This is a genomic window from Sneathiella sp. HT1-7 (genome assembly GCF_020731145.1).
Taxonomy (GTDB): domain Bacteria; phylum Pseudomonadota; class Alphaproteobacteria; order Sneathiellales; family Sneathiellaceae; genus Sneathiella.
In genome coordinates, this window is record NZ_JAJFZN010000003.1 from 188,981 (window position 1) to 207,677 (window position 18,697).

An 18,697-nucleotide genomic window follows, 5' to 3' on the forward strand; every position below is an offset into this window, starting at 1 on the left:
GTTGAAAGAATGACAAGCAGCGTGGTTGGCTCGACAATTCTCTGGCTTATCATTGCGATTATAGTCATCGCGGTGATCGCCTATCTTCTTCACTGGCTTTACCATCGAAGTACCAAGGAAGTAGCCTTCGTGCGGACAGGATTCCGCGGCGAAACCGTTGTCATAAACGGGGGTGCACTGGTTCTACCCATCATTCATGAAGTAACGCCGGTCAACCTGAATGTGGTGCGGATACCCGTCACCAGAACGAAGGAAGATGCTGTCATTACCAAGGATCGTATGCGCGTGGATATCGAGGCGGAATTCTTTGTTCGCGTCATACAGGAGAAAAAGGCCGTTGCGGCTGCGGCATCCACTCTGGGCCGGAAAACCATGTCACCAGAGGCTCTTGCCGATCTTCTTTCAGGTAAGTTTGTAGGTGCACTTCGTTCCGTTGCTGCGGAAATGTCGCTGGATGAAATGCACGAAAAGCGCGGCGATTTCGTGGAGCGTGTCAATGAACGGGCCGCTGATGTGTTGGCACGAAATGGGTTGGAACTTGAAACCGTTGCGATCACGGATCTCGATCAGACGGAACTTGAGTTTTTCAATCCCGCCAATCGCTTTGATGCGGAAGGTCTTACTCAGTTGATTGAGACAATCGAGACCCGCCGGAAACTCCGCAATGATATTGAGCAATCTTCTGTCGTAGCCATTCGCGCCCGAAATCTCGAAGCGGAAAAGGAAACTCTCAAACTTGAGCAGGAAAGTGAAAGCTCCCGCCTGACGCAGGAGCGAGACTTGGAAGCCCTGCGCGCCATGCAGAGAGCTGAAATTACGCATACGCGATCAGAAAAAGAAGCTGAAGGGGAAAAATCCCGTATTCTGAATGAGCAGAAAACCCGTGAAATAGAAATTGCCCGGCAACGTGCGTTGCAGGCAGCGGAGATAAAGGCGCAAGAGGAAATCGAAAAAATGCGCGTCTCACAGGAGCAGGAGCTTGAAGCTGCTCGTATAGACCGCGATCGAATGATTCGGGAAAAGCAAATACAACAACGTCATGAAATTGACTCCGCTGAAATCTCCGCAAATGAAGATGTGGAGAGGGCGCGGATTGTTTCCGATCGACTGCTTCAGGAAGCGCGGATTATGGCCGAGGAAGAAACGGAAAACCGTGATATTGCCCGGAACCAGCAAATTGAAACCTCGAAGATTGCCGCACAAAAGGCGATCGAGACATCGCGGATCGCACAGGAGCAAGTGCTCGATAAAGCTCGTATCGAGCGCGATCGTGTCTTGCGCTCGCAACAAATCTCTTTCCGCCAGCAGATAGAAGAAAATGAGATATCTGCTCAGGAAGAATTGGAGCGGGCACGGATCGCATCAGAACGTGGACTTGATGAAGCCCGAATTTTGAAGGAGCGGGACCTCAGAAGGCTGGAAATAGAGCGGGATCAAGCACTTGAACTGGCTGAGATTGAGCGCCAGATTTTGATCTTGAAAGAGCAGGCGTCTGTCGCGGATACGCGCGTTGCAACGGAAGCGGCGGAAGCCAAAGCCGTCGAAGCCGCCGAGAAAGTCTCCACCATACGGGAAACTGTCATCGCGGAACGCATCGCTGCGGTCGACAGGCTGTTAGCGGAAAAGAATGCGGATACCGCCAGAATTGCAGCGGAAACCGACAAGATTACCGCTACTGTCCAGGCGGAAGCACAACGGCTGCAGAATGAAGCAGAAAACATCCTCAGCGAGGATGCGCGGGCCGGTCGTTTGCGGTCCAAGATGCTGGATCGTCTGGAAGGCATCGTGCGCGAGAGCGTCAAACCGATGGAGAATATCGAAGGCATCAAGATCCTGCATGTCGACGGCATGAATGGTGGCGGTGGCAACAATCATCGTTCGCCAACTGACGAGGTCATCGAAAGCGCACTTCGGTATCGCGCGCAGGCCCCGCTGATTGATGAGATGATGCGGGAAATCGGTGTCGAAAACCCGGGCGTGACGAAAATGGGTGATATTTTCCGTTCCGCAAAAGATGCCCAGGCTCTTGCCAAAGGCGCGAAGTCGGATAAGAGCGAGGACGACTAGCAATGCCCAGTGTGTACACATCAACCGTTATAGCCGCGCCAGCGGACCGTGTCTGGTCCGTTATCCGTGACTTTAATGCATTACCTGACTGGACGGAGTTCGTCGTCGATAGCCGGATAGAGGAAGGGCTGCCGTCTGATAAAATCGGCTGTGTGAGGGCTTTTCGGCTCGCAGATGGTGGCGTTATCCGGGAAAGACTGCTGGCCCTTTCCGACTATGACTATAGCTTTTCTTACGCCATTCTGGAAAGCCCTATGGGCGTGGAGAATTATATCTCAACGGTCAAGCTCTTTCCGATAACAGACGGCGGTCATACCTTCGCGGAATGGTCAGCGGAGTTTGACTGCGCATCCGGCCGGGAGCAGGAGCTTATCGATCATATCGGCACAAATGTCTTTCTCGGAGGGTTGACGTCCCTCAAAAATCGGATGGGGGGATAAGTTGGTTTCTGTCCGCCGCAGCACTGTCATTGATGCACCGATTGAGGCGGTTTGGGAAATCCTGCGCGATTTTAACGGGCATGACCGATGGCATCCGGCCGTCCGGCGGAGCCATCTGGATGGCGGCAAGCGAACTGATCAGGTGAGCGCTGTCCGGAATTTTGAACTGACTGAAGGGGAACATCTGCGCGAACAGCTTCTGTCTATGTCTGATGAAGATCACAGCTTTCGCTATTCAATGGTAGAAAGCGATATTCCGTTGCAGAATTACATTGCAGAAGTCTCGCTAAAACCCGTGACGGACGGAAACTGCACGTTTTGGTCGTGGTCGTCGCGCTTTGAGACGCCAAAGGGACGGGAACAGGAACTTGCCAAGCTGGTTGCGGAAGTGGTTTATGAGGCCGGGTTCGAGGCCGTTCGGTCGCGGGTGACGGCTCGTCAGCCATTTGCACAGCAAGCGCTCCAGTCTTCTTCGACGTCTGCTGCGATTGCAAATGAGGCGGCACTTTCCGGCATGGCGATTGGCATAGATCGTCATGGCGGGCCGGAGGAAATGCGCCCGATTGAAGTGACCGCAGCACCGCCGGGGCCGGGTGAAGTTCGCCTCCGACAGACCGCCATAGGCGTTAACTATATCGATGTTTATTGCCGATCCGGATATTTTGATCTGCTTACGCCGCTCGGAGTACCGGGGATGGAAGCTGTTGGTCTTGTTGAGTCTGTGGGAGAGGGCGTGCGGCATCTCTCGCCGGGACAGCGGGCTGGGTATGCTTGTCCGCCAGTCGGCGCCTATGCCTCTGTTCGAACGATGTCGGCGGCGCTCGTTTTTCCAATCCCGGACGATATTGATGACATAACTGCCGCGGCAGGCTTGCTGAAGGGGATGGCAGCGGAATTTCTTTTGCATCGCGTGCATCAAGTTAAAAAAGGCGATGTTGTGCTTATTTATGCCCCCGCCGGAGGTGTAGGTCGCATTCTTTGCCAATGGGCGAATAACCTTGGCGCGACGGTTATCGGCGCAACCTCCAGTGAGGAAAAGGCCCGTGCTGCTCGCGATGCGGGAGCGCATCATGTGGTCCTACCGACGGATCGCAGCCTTGAAGAACAGGTGATGGAAATCACCAAGGAACATGGTGCAGATGTGATTTTCGATGCGGTTGGAAAAGACAGCTTCGATCATTCCGTCGCGGCTCTTGCCACCTGCGGACACCTGATTAGTTTCGGTCAGGCGTCGGGTGATATTGGCAAACGCGATATTAGTTCTCTCGCGTCAAAGTCGGTTACGATTTCCCGGCCGAACTTTGGCCATTATACCGATACGCCCCAGAAGATCGCCGCCATTACAGATCGGCTGTTCGAAGCGATCAGACGGCATGTCATCACTGTAGATGTGGGGCGGCAATATCCACTTTCCCGGGCCGCAGACGCACATCGTGCGCTGGAAGCGCGGGAAACGACTGGCTCAAGTATTCTTATTCCTGACGATTATCAGAAAGGTCAAAAATGAAATTCGCCGTTTTTTACTGGAAGGGCAAAACCCAGATCGGGCGCGTTATCGAAGCAGAGAACGCCATAGAATGCTTTGATATACCAGAGGCCTCAATTAAGCAGGATGGTGTCGTCGCCCTGATAGATGGAGCGTCGCCAAAGATTGTTGAAACGGTTCCGATATCCGAGGTTGAGTTGCTGGCGCCGGTGCCGCGTCCATCACGAAACATATTCTGCGTTGGAAAAAACTATCACGAACATGCCAAGGAGTTTGCCTCTTCCGGCTTTGATAGCTCAGCGGCGAAAGGGGCAATACCGGAAGCGCCGATTGTGTTTTCAAAGCTGCCGGAAACAGTTGTCAAAAATGGTGCAGCGATCCGGATTGATGCGTCAGTATCCACAGCGATTGACTATGAGGCAGAGCTCGCCGTGATTATCGGTAAGGCCGGTCGGAATATCTCAAAGGAAGACGCGCTCTCGCATGTTTGGGGATACACGGTTGTCAATGATGTTACAGCGAGGGATCTGCAGGGCCGTCACAGCCAATGGCTGATCAGCAAATCGCAGGATACCTTTTGCCCGATGGGGCCTTGGGCGGTCACCGCAGATGAAATTGATCTCAAGGATACACTAGTGAAATGCTGGATAAATGAAGAGTTGCGGCAGGATTCCAATACTGGTTTGTTGATTTTCGATATCCCGACGATCATTGAAGCAATTTCAAACGGCATAACGCTTGAGCCCGGGGATATCATTGCAACCGGGACGCCCGCAGGTGTGGGCATTGGATTCAATCCTCCGAAATATCTGGAACCCGGAGATAAGGTCCGCGTTGAAATCGGCGGTATTGGAACGCTGGAAAATCCGGTGGAGGCTTATTAAGCCATGCCGGATATTTCAGTCGGGAGCATGAAAGTTGAGGATCAGGGAGAGGGGGCGGCTGTGGTAATGATCCACGGTCTCGGCGGCACGTCGAACAGCTTTCAGACCTTGATTTCGACACTGGACGGATATCGTATTTTGCGGCCAGATTTGCCGGGTGCAGGACGGTCCCCGTTGCGACCTGGTCGACCGGGAATTGCGGGGCTTGTTGCCGCCGTTCTGGATTGTCTGAACGCATCAGGTGTAAAAAAAGCACATTTTGTTGGGCATTCCATGGGGACGATCGTATGCCAGTATCTTGCCGCCGATCATCCGGATATGGTGCAAAGCCTGACCCTGTTCGGTCCCATTTCAGAGCCACCCGCCGCCGCTCGCGCAGGATTAAGTGAACGGGCCTCAGCGGCGCAGCGCGAGGGGATGGCTGGCATTGCCGAAGCCGTCCATAAAGCAAGTGTTTCTAAGGGCAAACCGGTCGCGTCCGCTTTCGTCAGGGAAAGCCTGCTTCGACAGGATGCGAGCGGCTATGCAGCGCATTGTCAGGCCCTTAGCAGCGCGAAGGCTGCAGATCTCGCGAGAGTTACCTGCCCTACACTACTGATTGCGGGGGAGACAGATCCGGTGGCGCCGGTCGCCATGGCGGAGCAAATGATGCAGAAATTGTCCCAAGGGCAGCTCGAAATCATACCTGGGGTAGCGCATTGGATGATGATGGAAGCGCCGACGCGCTCCGCTGAATTATTACGTGCCCATCTAGACGCCAACAGAATTAGCTAGGGAGACTAAATCATGGCCGAAAATACATTTACTGACTGGAGTGGCAGAAGTAACGGGAGTAGCGGGAATTCCGATATAACCTTCAACAATGTGCGCATACTAGAGGGGACGGGGGAGGCGCCTTATTCCGGGGAGGTCACGGTATCGGGAAACCGGATAAAATCGATTAACCGGTCTGCCATGGGCGGCAGCTGGGGCAACGGAAGTGGCGGTCAACGTATTGACGGGCGGGGTATGACCTTGATGCCGGGCCTTATTGATTCCCACCTGCATCTAAGCTGGAACAATGCGCCGGGCGTCGATCCGATCCAGATGATGCCATTGGAAGAGCATGTTCTTGTCTGTGTTGAAATGGCCAAAATTGTTCTGGATGCCGGATTTACAGCTGGGCGCGGTGCGGCAGCGGCCAAACCACGGCTTGACGTCGTTATCAGGGATGCCATCAACGCGGGGCGGTTTCCCGGACCGCGCTATACAGCCGCTAGCCCGGAAATTACGACAACCGGTGGGCTTGGCGATGCATCGCCGCCGCATATTCAGCATGAAGGGCTAAACCTTGGCATCGTGGTCTCCGGACCGGAGGAAGTCCGGAAAAAAGTGCGGGAGATGATCAAGTGGGGCAATGATACGATTAAGCTCAACCTTTCAGGCGAGGAAGTCGCCGGAATGGGCGCAGAAGAAAACCAGATGTCGGATGAGGAAATTGCTATGGCGGTTTCCGAAACACGTCGGCGCGGAAGGTCGCTTGCTGCCCATGCCCGCTCAGCCGAGTCGATTAAGCTCTGCGTCAGATACGGCATTGAGACGATCTATCATGCTTCTTTCACAGATGAAGAATCGCTGGATATGCTGGAGGCTGCGAAGGACAAGCATATTGTCGCCCCGGGCCTTGCCTGGCTGATTAATACGGCGCGAAACGCGGGTGATTATGGCATCATGCCCGGTAGTCCACTGACCATCGCCTATGAGCGGGAGCTGGAGAACGCCATTGAAAGCATGAAGAAGATGCATAAACGCGGTATTCGCATTGCAATCGGAGGCGATTATGGCTTCGCTTGGACACCGATGGGTACAAACGCCAAGGATATGGAGTATTTCGTTGATTTACTCGGATTCACGCCGATGGAAGCCATTCTTGCGGGAACGAAAATCGGCGGTGAGATGATGAAAATGGGCAATGAACTCGGCATGATCCGGGAAGGCTATCTCGCTGATATGCTCCTTGTCGACGGGGATCCCTCCCGGGACGTCAAAGTGTTGCAGGACAAGAAACGTCTGATGGCCATCATGAAGGATGGCAAGTTCCATAAGGCACCGGAAAATCTGGGTGTCGGATTGAGAGTCAGCGCGTAAAGCAGGCAAAAAAAGGGCGACGCGACTATTAGTTTTGCGTCGCCCTCTGATTTTTAGACCTTTTCTTTAGCTATCGAGACGTTCGATAATAATCGCAGGGGCCATGCCGCCCGCGGCGCACATGGTAACCAATCCACGTTTTTTATCCTGCCGCTCAAGTTCATCAAGCAACGTGCCGATCAGGATCGATCCGGTGGCTCCGATGGGGTGCCCAAGCGCCATTGCGCCGCCATTGACATTTACTTTGCTACGGTCAAGTTTCAGGTCGCGAATGAATTTTTCGGTAACGATGGCGAAAGCCTCGTTAATTTCCCAAAGATCTATATCTTCCGTTGTCAGGCCTGCCTTGGCGAGTACCTTCTTCGCAGCTGGAACTGGCGCGTTCAGCATCAATGTCGGGCAATCACCCATATTAGCCGTCGCAACAATACGGCCGCGGGGTTTCAGGTTATGCTTCTTCGCATAGTCACCCGATGCGAGAAGTAGTGCCCCGGAACCATCAACAACACCTGAGGAGTTGCCAGCATGGTGCACATGATCAAATTCCTTGATTTGCGGATATTTGCGCGTAATCAGGCTGCCATATGTGTTGCCGGCGTCGTCAACGACGACATCGCGAAACATATTGAAGACTGTCTTGAGCCCCGCAAGGCTTTCCATAGTCGTGCCGGGGCGCGGAAATTCCTCCCGATCGAGAGCGATTGAACCATCCGTGTTTTTAACTGGAATGAGCGATTTATTGAACCGGCCTTCCTGTATTGCCTTGTCTGCGCGTTTCTGGCTCTCTACCGCGAGTTCATCAAGGGCTTTCCGGTCAATCCCTTCCAGCGTGGCAATAGCATCAGCGCAAACACCTTGCTGTGACTGGGGATGACTATCACGAAGAGCGGTGTTGCCCGCATCCAGCATTGCCGGATTGCTGGGATCGGCAATTGAGGCGGTATAACTCATCATCTCGGTACCGCCCGCAATGACCAGATCTTCCATGCCGGACATGATTTGGGCCGCCGCGAGGTTGACAGTCGTGATCCCAGAACCGCAAAAGCGATCCAGCGTCATACCGGAGGCTTTGATGTCATAGCCAGCTGACAAGGCCGACATCCGGCCGAGGTCATAACCCTGCTTGCCGACTTGTGTCGAGGTTCCCCAGATAACGTCATCAACATCGGCAGTATTGAAATCATTCCGTTCAGCAAGAGCACCGAGAACGGTCGCGCCAAGATGCTGTGGGTGGAGATGGGCGAGGGCGCCCTTGCCAACCTTGCCGACACCACGTGGAGTACGGCAGGCATCAATAATGTAAGCTTCAGTCATTATTTTGATCCTTGTTATTGTTTGTTTCTAACGTGGCGCCATACGAATTGCGCCATCCAGGCGGACGTCTTCCCCATTAAAATATCCATTCCGGCACATTTCAAGAGCAAGAGAGGCATATTCCTCAGGCTGCCCCAGACGGGACGGGTTCGGAACTTGCGCGGCAAGGGCGGCTTTCACCTTGTCAGGCGCGCCTTGCAACAGAGGAGTATTGAATAGACCCGGTAAAATTGTGTTGACGCGAATGAGTTCCTGCGCAAGATCGCGTGCAATCGGAAGGGTCATCCCGATAACGCCGCCTTTTGAGGCGGAGTAGGAGGCCTGCCCTACCTGACCATCCTCTGCTGCGACGGAAGCAGTATTGATAATCACACCACGCTCCCCGTCGATCGGGTCGAGGGTCATCATGCCGGCTGCCGACTTTGCGATGCAGCGAAAGGTACCGATGAGATTGATCTGGATGATCATCTCGAATTTATCTAACGGAAAGTGCCTGATTTCGCCGGTTTCCCGGTCCCGGCTAGCCGTTTTTACGGCGTTACCGGTTCCTGCGCAATTTACAAGAATTCTTTCCTGGCCGAGCTTTTCGCGAATGGATGCGAACCCGGCATCGACATCTTCTTCTGAGGTAACATTCACCTTTGCAAAAGCGCCGTCGATTTCGGTTGCAACGGCTTCGCCCAATTCTTCGTTCAGATCAAAAATTCCTACTTTTACGCCAAAACTAGCAAGTTTTCGCGCCGTTGCTGCGCCAAGGCCGGACGCGCCGCCTGTTATAATCGCAGTTGTTCCATCGAGATTCATTGTCGTTCCTTCTCCTTCTTAATTTTCTTATTCAGAGAATAAAATACGGTTGTTCTTTATGCTTATGCTTCTTGGCAGCCGTACGTTGGATAAGCTTTATCTGACGTAATTTAAGCAGAGAGATACCATAAAGATAGAAAAAAACAATTTTCCATCTTTTAGGACGGGGGCCGTCTTTCTGGAATTCAACTAACTGATATTGATAATAATTCGCAAAATGAAGTTGACTCTTATCGAGGCTATTGATAATCATTCCTAGAAATAAGCCAATATATTGTAATTGCATACGAAAAGAACGGTCAAAAAATGTTGGATAATCAATCCGATCGCAAAAGCAGTAAGCGGATGATTATGCTTGTGGATGAAACCCTGCAGAGCGGTGAATTATTTATCACCAGCAAGGAACTCACGATTGCTCACAACGGTGATTCATACAAATTGCGGCTTACTGGAAATGGAAAACTGATCTTAACAAAATAAAGCAATTAGCCCGCCACCCAGCCACCCGACATATTCGGCAGCCAGGCAGCAAGCAAACGCGATACAACTAGAAAGCTGTTGTTATGCGCCGAACTCTGCCGCTCGCCTGTCTGGGCGCGCTCCTCTCAAGTACTTTTCTGACGCCTGCCATTGTTGCAGCGGCAGACGAAACGCCGACTGTATCGCTTGACGCGATGACGGTCTATGCGACCCGCACGCCGCAATCCTCGTTTGAGGTGCCGGCGATGACTTCGAATATTGATACAGATGCGCCGGGAAACGCATTGGCAGGGGATACGGGAGATCTTCTTGAATTCACACCGGGTGTTGAGGTGGCTGGTGGGCCACGTCGGAATGGGCAGACTGTCTCTATCCGCGGATTTGATAGCGAAGCCATTATTACCCTGATTGATGGACGTCGCCAGAACTTCGAGGCGGCCCATGATGGTCGATTTTTCGTTGACCCCTCGCTTCTCAAGCGGGTGGAGATCGTGAAGGGTGCCTCTTCGGCAATTTATGGTGGCGGCGCGATCGGCGGCGTTCTTGCGTTCGATACCAAGGATGCAGCAGACATGTTGAAACCCGGAGAGGACTGGGGTGTTTATACTTCAATGGGATACCGGACGGCGAACAAGGAATATTCTCCGGTTGTCTCTGCTTACGGTCGGACGGGGGCATTGGATGTCATCGGAATCGCCGCGCTTCGCAATTCCGGTGATATCGAGCAGGGTGACGGCAATAAGCTTATTTCCGAAGACAACCTCGTTTCGGGTACCTTCAAGATTGGTTATAGCTTTAACGACTTCAACAGCCTGCAGTTTATTTATCAGGGTCTTCACAATGATGGACAGGAGCCGAATAATGGTGGCGGCGCCATTACGGTTTCTAACCCGGTTGTCGATAAGCGGGTTAATGATAACCAGTTCGGATTGAAGTATGCATTTGAAGATCCAGGTAATAGCTGGCTGAACCCGAAGCTCCATCTCTATTACAACACCACCGAAGTTCGCGAAGAAGATATCTCGGGAACAAATTTGGGTCGTGTGCAAACACGTGACATGGATACCATCGGCTTCACGGCCGACAATCAGACGGTGCTCACGGCGAGCGAGACGCAGAAGCATACATTGTCTTATGGCTTGGAAGTGTACCATGACGATCAGACGGGTACCATAACCGGGGGTGGCACGCGTCCGGGTGTTCCAAACGCGGATGCCACTAATTACGGGGTTTATCTGCAGGACGAAATCGATTTGAAGACGTCTGCGGGTCGCTTCCTGATCATTCCGGCGGCACGGTTTGATGCCTACCGCAGCAGTGACAATGCTGGTAATTCCCAAAGTGAACATAAGGTCTCTCCGAAAATATCGGCGAGCTATCTGCCAAACGATAATGTGATGTTCTTTGGTAGTCTTGCGCAAGCCTTCCGCGCACCAAACCTCACCGAAATGTATGCGTCGGGGCAGCATTTCCCTGCAGTCCCCCCGTTTTTTCCGGCTAACTTCTTTGTTCCAAATCCGGACCTCCGGCCGGAAACCGTTGTCACTTTTGAAGTTGGTGCTGGCATAAACTTCGATAATGTCGTCGCGGACAATGACAAGGTCGCCGTAAAGGGTTCCTGGTTCATCAGTGAAGGAGATGATTTTATCACGCAGGTGGTGAATACCGCAGGCGGAACGACACAATATGTCAATATCCCGAATGCCCGGCTATCTGGTTTCGAGGTTGACGCGCAGTATAATCTTCATCCGGTGACGACAAAACTCGGCCTTTCCTATGTTGAGGCGGAAAACAAGGACACGGGGGAGTATCTCTCCAACAATCTACCGCTGACACTGGTTGCTGATGTTGCTTACAGCGCCGATGAAATTGATAGCATTTTCGGTCTGCGCGGACGATTTGCAGCCGCCAATGATAATGTGTCCAGTTCACAGGTGCCGACCGCGGGATACTCCGTCTATGACGTTTACTATCGCTGGGCGCCGAGCGAGAAAGGTCTCGATACCCTCACTGTCGATCTCGGAGTATCGAACGTTCTTGATAAAGCTTACACAACAGCTTTCGCCGGTCTTCTTGAAGAAGGGCGCAGCTATAATGTCAGGGTAGCCTATAAATGGTAGGGGCGGCGTTCGCACAACCGACAGATTGGGGCAAGAAATGGGTTGTCTTTCTTGGCCTGTCCGTCTGTGCGAACGCCATTCTCTTGACGCAGGTCCACCCGATACCAAAAATCGAGCCAATTTACGATATTCCAATTCTGAAGGTGAATTTGATGACGCTGGCTCGTCCGGCGGTCTCAAGTCCGCCGGTTGAAAGCAAGGTGGAGCCTGTAAAGGTACCACCACCTCCACCACCAGAGGCGGTTCGTGTCAAGCCTGTTGTCACAACCCCCTTTGCACCGGAGAAGGTTGCGGTTATTCCCAAGCTGCCGCAACCGAAGGCCGAACCTGTAAAGGAAGCGAAAGCCCAGCCGGTTCCGCGTCCTATGGTTCGGCCTGCCGTGGTGCTTGAACCGCCCATCGAGACCAAGGCGGTTCCCCCGATCGAGATGGCAAAGATCGTTCCGGAGATTGTTGAGAAAATCCCGGAGAAGAAAATTGTGAGAAAGGTTGTCGCCAAGCCGGAGCCTCGACCTGCGCCGGAGCCCAAGGTTGTTGCCACGCTCCCGGATACCAGCAAAGGCATTGGAGAAGACAACTCGACCGTCATTCATGAGGCGCGTTATCGCCATCAGGTCCCGCCATCCTATCCGCGCCGTGCGCTTGATCTTGGGCACCAAGGAACAGTCACGTTGCATGCGGAAGTTTTGCCAAGCGGCACACCGCGGGATCTAAAAATTGCCAAGTCCTCCGGGCATCGCCTGCTTGATATGGCGGCCATGGCGGCCGTTAAGAAATGGAAATTCGAACCAACTAGTGTCGACGGGAATGCCGTGGTCAGTTGGGTTCGTGTTCCCGTGAATTTTGTTATCCATTAGGAGCCAGAAATGACAATGAGTGAATCAGTTCAAACAGCGACAAAGCTGACACCGGAAGAAATCAGAGCAGAGTATGAGCGGCTTAGCCAGGAAAAAGGAATGCGCGCGCGGAATGCGGCCAATGAAATGGGTATTTCTGAAGGCCAGCTAGTGGCGGCGCGTGTCGGAACGGTTGCTACCCGCCTTAGCGATAACGCCGAAGCAATCCTGAAGTCTGTGGTCTCTCTTGGAGAGGTGATGGCGCTGACCCGTAATGAGCATTGTGTTCATGAGCGGAAAGGCATCTATGAAAACCCAAGCTTCTTTAAGCATGGTCCCATGACGACGGGCTTGTTTGTCAATCCCGATATTGATCTTCGTCTGTTTATGGGGCAATGGAAACATGGCTTTGCCGTAACAGAAACCGGGAAAGCGGGTGTTCGTAAAAGCCTGCAGTTTTTTGATGGCGCCGGTGATGCTATCCACAAAATCTATCTGACTAACCATTCTGACGAGGCCGCCTATGATGATCTGGTTGCAATGCATCGCCACGCTGAACAAAATACGTCAATCGAAATTGAAGGCACAAAACCAAAACCGGAAGAACGCCCGGATTCAGAAATTGACTGGGAAGGTTTCCGTTCCGCCTGGGAAAAACTGAAAGATACGCATGACTTTTTTCCGATGCTCCGGAAATTCAAAGTGGGCCGCGTCCAGGCTTTGAAGAAAATCGGAACGGATTTCGCTGCGGAACTTGATAACAGTGCTGCACGGCTCGTACTCGAACTTTCGCGGGACCGTCAATGTGAAATTATGGTCTTTGTCGGAAGCAAAGGCTGTATCCAAATACACACTGGTCCTGTGAACAAGCTGGTAGAGGCGGGGGGATGGTGCAATGTCCTCGACCCCAAATTTAATCTGCATCTGGATGAGGGCGGAATCAGCCATAGCTGGGTAACAAAGAAGCCCTCTGTCGATGGCATTATCACGGCCGTTGAAGTTTTCGATAAGAACAACGAACTCATAGTGACCTTCTTCGGCAAGCGGAAACCCGGCGTGCCGGAGCTGACAGAATGGAGCGAAATTGTCGATAGCCTGCCACGCAAGGAGGTATCGAATGTTGCCTGAGTGGCTTTCATTCATACTTCCTGACTGGTTTTTCCAAATGGGATTGATGGCTTGGCCGCTTGCCATATGCTCTGTTCTGGCTGTTGCGGTCGGGTTGGAGCGGCTTGTATTTACCGTTCGGGCGGCGATCAAGGCAAAGGCACATTATGAGCGGTTGGCCGATTACTTGCGGGCGAACAGGAACCATCCAAAAGCTGTACGGGATGAACTCGTTGGGGTGACGCTGAATGATTTCCGGCGTCCCTATTACAGTGGGATCAAGATGTTACGGCTGATTGGTATGATCAGCCCGATCATAGGTCTGCTGGGTACTATTCTCGGGATTATTGCCGCGTTTAAGGTGATTTCTGTGCAGACAGGGCCAGTTTCGCCTGCGTTGATCGCAGATGGGTTGTGGGAGGCGATGTTGACCACAGCAGCGGGTCTGATGATTGCACTGCCTGCACTTCTTATGGCGCATTTCTTCAGTGCGTTCAGTGATCGCCAACTGGAGCGCTTTTGCCTGGAGCTAAATCGTCTGTCGCTTTCTTTCGAAATGGCGAAGAACGAGCCTGCATCTGAAGTTGTTACTCTGAACGCAGAGGCGCGCCGGTCATGATCACACTTCAGTCCGAAGATCCGCACGGGGGAACCTTGCGGGAGCTGGCGCCTGATCTGACACCGATGCTGGATATCCTGTTTATTCTTCTCGTGTTCTTCTTGCTGACGGTCGGAACAGTTATGCGTTCGCTTGATCTGCAGCTTCCCTCCGCCGTAGAGGAGGAATTGGAACAGTTGAATGAACCTCGGCACATCATGCTTGAAATTCGGGAAAGCTCTTACGCACTTGATGGTCAGGAGTTCACTCATTTTGGCGAGCTAAAAGAAGCGATCAAGGAAAGTCGGGCTGCTCATTCCGATCATGAGATCATTGTCGCCGGGGATCGCCAGATTTCAATCGAAAAACTGCTTAAAGTGCTGACATACCTGCAGTCGCAGGGGATAGAGGCCGCCAATATTCTAATGCAAAAAGAAACCAATCAATGATCAGAATTTTATTAGTACTCTGCGTTTTCATCTCTGCGGCAGCCCATGCCGAGGCACCGAAAAGGATCATCTCCGTCGGGGGCGCAATTACGGAAACAATCTATGCGCTGGACGCCGGGGGGCTTGTCGTTGGCAGCGATACGACAAGCTATTATCCTCCGGCCGCCGCCTCGGCGCCCAAGGTCGGATATATGCGCGAACTGAGTGCGGAGGGCGTTCTCTCGCTAAACCCGGATCTTGTTATACTGTCTGAAGAATCAGGCCCACCAACTGTACTTGAGCAGTTAAAATCTGCCGGTGTTTCCCTGCTGGTACTCAAGGCCGGTCGGTCGATCGGGGATGTGAAGGAAAACATCGAAATTCTTGCAGAAACATTGGATAAGCGAGAAAAGGGTGCCGAATTGATTGCCGGCATCAACAAAGCTGAAGTCGAATTGAAAGAAGCTAACGCCGCCGGGCAGGAATCCAAATCGGTAATATTTATTTTGCAGCATAGTGGCGGAGCTCAGATGGTTGCAGGATCAAGAACCGCGGCGGACAGCATTATCAAGCTGGCCGGTGCCACAAATGCCGTTACGGGATATGAAGGATATAAACCCTTGTCACCGGAAGCGGCAACGAGCTTAGCGCCTGATGTATTGCTGGTTACTACTCAGGGGCTTGAACAGTCGGGGGGCAAAGCGTCGCTTTTGGCGGCTCCGGGAGTGTCGCTTACGCCAGCGGCAAAGAATGGGCGGATTGTAGCGATGGACGCCCTTTTGCTGCTCGGCTTCGGACCGCGGACGGCCGAGGCTGCCCTCGAACTTAACAGACAGTTGAACCGTCAATGAGCTTGCTTGACAAAGCGGTCTGCACGCCGTTTTTCCTGAAACGGATAAAATTCTCGGCACTGCCTTTGCTAGGCCTTCTGCTGCTGGCCGTTGCCTTGGTCTCTGCCTCGATCGGAGCAGTTTCAATTCCGCTCTCTGATATTCTCGGGGGTAGTCTGGCAGATCAACAGTTGGCCGTTCTGAACTCCATCAGATTGCCGCGCGTCGTTTTAGCGGTCATTGTCGGCGGTGCATTAGCCGTATCCGGTGCCGCAATGCAAGGGCTGTTTCGCAATCCTCTTGCTGATCCGGGTTTAATCGGTATTTCGACGAGTGCGGCATTAGCCGTTGCCATTGTCATTGTGTTGGCAGGGCCAATTGTCGGATATTTCGGGCTTTATGCCATGAGCATTGCTGCCTTTGGTGGAGCACTCGGCGCCTGTTTCGTGATTTTCCGATTTGCCAAGCTGACCGGGACGTTTTCTGTCACCTATATGTTGCTCACCGGTATTGCGATAAATGCCCTGTCTGCGGCCGGTGTCGGGTTCCTGACATTCCTGAGCGATGATCAGCAACTCAGGACCTTGACTTTCTGGACCATGGGTAGCCTCGGTGGTGCTTTGTGGGTGTCCGTTATTGTTGCCGCGACAATTATTATTCCGTCTGCCCTGATCCTTGTAAAGAATGCGCGAGAGCTCAATGTGCTGTTGCTCGGGGAGAGTGAGGCGCGGTATCTCGGCGTTGATGTTGAGCGGTTGAAACGAAGGATCATCATCTGCACGGCGCTGTCAGTTGGTGCGGCAATTTCTGTTAGTGGGATCATCGGGTTTGTTGGTCTTGTGGTGCCTCATTTGATCCGCTTGACGCTCGGGCCAGATCATCGGCTTTTGATTCCGGCATCGGCCTTTTTAGGGGCGATCCTGCTTTTGCTCGCCGATACTGTTGCGCGCACAGTTGTTGCGCCTGCGGAGATGCCAGTTGGTATTTTGACCAGTATGATAGGCGGACCGTTCTTCCTTTGGCTGTTGATGAAGCAATTTTCAGGAAGGTTTGGCCTGTGATTGACGCGGAAAACATAGTCTATTCCATTGGTGGGCAGAGAATCCTCGCGTATGTGTATGCGACCTTCAGGCCTGGTGATGTAACGGCGATCCTGGGCCCAAATGGCGCAGGGAAATCGACGTTGTTGAAATGCCTGACAGGGGCGCTTAAGCCGGATGAGGGCCGGGTATCCCTGGATGGAAAGGATTTGCGGCACTATTCCCTGACGGAGCTGTCACGTCGCCGTGCCGTTCTCTCGCAAGCAAACCCCATTAGCTTTCCATTCACCGCGCATGAAGTCGTGGTAATGGGCCGCAATCCCTATTCGCTCGAAAAGACAACCGCCTCAAATGCGGAGATTGCCGATGAGGCGCTTACTCTCGTAGATGCCTGGCATCTCCGGGATCGATCCTACCCGAGCCTTTCCGGCGGTGAGCAGCAGCGGGTCCAGTTTGCGCGGGTGCTGTCGCAGATATGGGAGCAGGAGGAGGCTTGTCTCTTTTTGGACGAACCGACGTCGGCATTGGATTTAAAACACCAGCATCAGTTAATGGATCTGGTACAAAAGCTCTGTCGCGAGAAGAATCTCACGGTTATCATAGTTATGCACGACCTCAATCTCGCCCATCACTGTACGGATCGTTGCTTTTTCATCCGGGAAGGGTGGATTCAAGGTGGCGGAGAGTCGAAAAAGTTAATCACCGCCGATACCATTTCCGACATATTTGATCTGCCGAAGAAATATGCCGCGATGAGGTTCGGCATGGATCTTGCCGGTTAGCCCATCCTCACATTCTCTGCTTTTGAGACGGCCGCCTTTGGATTAACATGCCTTGCCGTCGTTACGGATCGGCAAGGGGAAGGGCGAGATGTCAGGGCAAGCAGTAAATATTCCAGATATTATAGTGATCGGTGCTGGGATCATCGGCATCACATCGGCCATTGAATTGCAGGAGAAGGGCGCAAAGGTGACAGTGCTGGATAAAGCCGGTGTCGCGGCGGGTGCGTCCCAAGGTAATGCCGGCGCTTTTGCCTTTTCCGATGCGTCGCCTGTTGCTTCTCCCGGTATTATCCGGAAAGCGCCGAAATGGTTTTTGGATCCGCTGGGCCCGCTCTCCGTTCCGCTTCCCTACGCCCTTCAGATTCTCCCCTGGATGTTTCGCTTCTTAAGCGCGAGCCGGCCCGAGCAGGTGAGACGGGGGATAGAGGCGCTCACGACACTGATGACAGTGTCCCGCGACCGGCTTATTCCTTTCATGGAGCAGACGGGCACCCATAATATGCTGCGCCAGCACGGTAATTTACAGCTTTATGAACATCGCAAATCATTTGAGGAGAATTTGCCTGTCTGGCACGCAAGGGGCGAGCGGGGGACTGAATTCACGGCGCTAACGGACCCAGATCAGATTGCGGAATATCAGCCGGGAATCAACAAACGATTTGTCGCGGCCATCGCGACGAATGACTGGTATGGCATTTCCGATCCGAAGGATTATACAGTCCAGCTTGGCGAATTCTTCAAATCAAGAGGCGGCAAGATTGACATCGCGGAGGCCGTGGCGCTCAAGCACGGGGCGGAGGGCGTTTCCGTGCGCCTGAAGGATGGAACAGAGTTATCGGCGGATCATGTAGTGGTTTCAGCAGGAGCCTGGTCGCACCACCTTGCCCGCACTGTTGGCGATCATATCCCGCTGGAGACGGAGCGGGGATATAACACGACGCTTCCGATAGGGGCGTTTGATCTTAACCGGCAGCTTTCGTTCGAGGAGCATGGATTTGTGGTGACCCCGCTATCGAGCGGTATTCGCGTTGGCGGTGCGGTGGAACTGGGCGGGCTGAAGCTGCCGCCAAACTATCGGCGGGCGGATGCTCTGCTCAACAAGGCGAAGGGGTTCCTTCCCGGTCTTAAAATCGAGGGCGGACGGCAGTGGATGGGTTTCCGGCCCAGCCTGCCGGATTCGATCCCCGTTATCGGCCCTGCTAGTCGGTCCCGCCGCATCACCTATGCTTTCGGGCACGGCCATCTTGGTTTGACCCAATCGGCGGGAACCGCCAAGCTGGTGGCGGATCTGGTGATGGGGATAAAGAATGATATTGATCTCTTGCCCTATAGTCCCCGGCGCTTTTAAGGTCTG

Annotated in this window: 18 protein-coding genes; 16 read left to right on the top strand and 2 right to left on the bottom strand. The window is 53.1% G+C overall.

Annotated elements, in window-relative coordinates; genetic code table 11:
- Positions 1 to 9: 9 nt before the first annotated feature.
- Genes LKE13_RS10630 through LKE13_RS10655 form a run of 6 tightly spaced genes read left to right on the top strand, consistent with a single transcriptional unit; the run spans position 10 to position 7,004 of the window.
- Entirely contained in the window at positions 10 to 2,067 is a 2,058-nt protein-coding gene (locus tag LKE13_RS10630) for a flotillin family protein (RefSeq protein ID WP_227951094.1), read from the top strand.
- A gap of 2 nt (positions 2,068 to 2,069) precedes the next feature.
- Positions 2,070 to 2,507, top strand: coding sequence for an SRPBCC family protein (locus LKE13_RS10635; protein ID WP_227951096.1), 438 nt, complete (start codon positions 2,070 to 2,072; stop codon positions 2,505 to 2,507).
- Position 2,508: 1 nt separating this feature from the next.
- Entirely contained in the window at positions 2,509 to 4,014 is a 1,506-nt protein-coding gene (locus tag LKE13_RS10640; RefSeq protein WP_227951098.1) for a zinc-binding dehydrogenase, read from the top strand.
- Complete coding sequence (locus tag LKE13_RS10645; RefSeq protein ID WP_227951100.1) at positions 4,011 to 4,877, top strand: fumarylacetoacetate hydrolase family protein; 867 nt, start codon at positions 4,011 to 4,013, stop codon at positions 4,875 to 4,877. Before LKE13_RS10640 ends, LKE13_RS10645 begins: the two co-directional genes overlap by 4 nt.
- Before the next feature lie 3 nt (positions 4,878 to 4,880).
- Positions 4,881 to 5,651 (top strand): alpha/beta fold hydrolase, encoded by a 771-nt coding sequence (locus LKE13_RS10650; RefSeq protein WP_227951103.1) that lies wholly within the window; start codon positions 4,881 to 4,883, stop codon positions 5,649 to 5,651.
- A 12-nt stretch (positions 5,652 to 5,663) separates the two neighbouring features.
- Positions 5,664 to 7,004, top strand: a complete 1,341-nt coding sequence (locus LKE13_RS10655) for a metal-dependent hydrolase family protein (protein WP_227951105.1) — start codon at positions 5,664 to 5,666, stop codon at positions 7,002 to 7,004.
- 66 nt (positions 7,005 to 7,070) lie between these two features.
- Here LKE13_RS10655 and LKE13_RS10660 read toward each other — a convergent pair whose 3' ends face one another.
- Together LKE13_RS10660 and LKE13_RS10665 are read right to left on the bottom strand one after the other, a co-directional pair.
- Positions 7,071 to 8,318: an acetyl-CoA C-acetyltransferase gene (locus LKE13_RS10660; protein WP_227951108.1), complete on the bottom strand. Its 1,248-nt coding sequence runs from the start codon at positions 8,316 to 8,318 to the stop codon at positions 7,071 to 7,073.
- Between the two features lie 27 nt (positions 8,319 to 8,345).
- Positions 8,346 to 9,122 (bottom strand): SDR family NAD(P)-dependent oxidoreductase, encoded by a 777-nt coding sequence (locus LKE13_RS10665; RefSeq protein WP_227951110.1) that lies wholly within the window; start codon positions 9,120 to 9,122, stop codon positions 8,346 to 8,348.
- 306 nt (positions 9,123 to 9,428) lie between these two features.
- Here LKE13_RS10665 and hemP point away from each other — a divergent pair, with 306 nt between their 5' ends.
- The 10 genes from hemP to LKE13_RS10715 all read left to right on the top strand — a co-directional run bounded on the left by hemP (position 9,429) and on the right by LKE13_RS10715 (position 18,691).
- Positions 9,429 to 9,602: a hemin uptake protein HemP gene (gene hemP / locus LKE13_RS10670; protein WP_227951113.1), complete on the top strand. Its 174-nt coding sequence runs from the start codon at positions 9,429 to 9,431 to the stop codon at positions 9,600 to 9,602.
- 83 nt (positions 9,603 to 9,685) lie between these two features.
- Complete coding sequence (locus tag LKE13_RS10675; RefSeq protein ID WP_227951114.1) at positions 9,686 to 11,722, top strand: TonB-dependent hemoglobin/transferrin/lactoferrin family receptor; 2,037 nt, start codon at positions 9,686 to 9,688, stop codon at positions 11,720 to 11,722.
- Positions 11,716 to 12,579, top strand: a complete 864-nt coding sequence (locus LKE13_RS10680) for an energy transducer TonB (protein ID WP_227951116.1) — start codon at positions 11,716 to 11,718, stop codon at positions 12,577 to 12,579. Before LKE13_RS10675 ends, LKE13_RS10680 begins: the two co-directional genes overlap by 7 nt.
- Before the next feature lie 15 nt (positions 12,580 to 12,594).
- Positions 12,595 to 13,686, top strand: a complete 1,092-nt coding sequence (locus LKE13_RS10685; protein ID WP_227951118.1) for a hemin-degrading factor — start codon at positions 12,595 to 12,597, stop codon at positions 13,684 to 13,686.
- Positions 13,676 to 14,284 carry a MotA/TolQ/ExbB proton channel family protein gene (locus LKE13_RS10690; protein ID WP_227951120.1) on the top strand — a complete coding sequence of 203 codons (609 nt, stop codon included), beginning with the start codon at positions 13,676 to 13,678 and terminating at the stop codon, positions 14,282 to 14,284. Before LKE13_RS10685 ends, LKE13_RS10690 begins: the two co-directional genes overlap by 11 nt.
- Positions 14,281 to 14,712 carry an ExbD/TolR family protein gene (locus tag LKE13_RS10695; RefSeq protein ID WP_227951129.1) on the top strand — a complete coding sequence of 144 codons (432 nt, stop codon included), beginning with the start codon at positions 14,281 to 14,283 and terminating at the stop codon, positions 14,710 to 14,712. The genes LKE13_RS10690 and LKE13_RS10695 overlap by 4 nt, the downstream gene beginning before the upstream one ends.
- A complete protein-coding gene (locus LKE13_RS10700) occupies positions 14,709 to 15,542 on the top strand; it encodes a heme/hemin ABC transporter substrate-binding protein (RefSeq protein WP_227951132.1) in 834 nt (277 codons plus the stop codon). Before LKE13_RS10695 ends, LKE13_RS10700 begins: the two co-directional genes overlap by 4 nt.
- A complete protein-coding gene (locus tag LKE13_RS10705) occupies positions 15,539 to 16,582 on the top strand; it encodes a FecCD family ABC transporter permease (protein WP_227951134.1) in 1,044 nt (347 codons plus the stop codon). The genes LKE13_RS10700 and LKE13_RS10705 overlap by 4 nt, the downstream gene beginning before the upstream one ends.
- The gene (locus tag LKE13_RS10710) at positions 16,579 to 17,343 is read left to right on the top strand and encodes a heme ABC transporter ATP-binding protein (protein WP_227951136.1); all 765 of its coding nucleotides are present in this window, start codon (positions 16,579 to 16,581) and stop codon (positions 17,341 to 17,343) included. Before LKE13_RS10705 ends, LKE13_RS10710 begins: the two co-directional genes overlap by 4 nt.
- Positions 17,344 to 17,431: 88 nt before the next feature.
- Positions 17,432 to 18,691, top strand: coding sequence for an NAD(P)/FAD-dependent oxidoreductase (locus tag LKE13_RS10715; RefSeq protein WP_227951138.1), 1,260 nt, complete (start codon positions 17,432 to 17,434; stop codon positions 18,689 to 18,691).
- Positions 18,692 to 18,697: the final 6 nt, after the last annotated feature.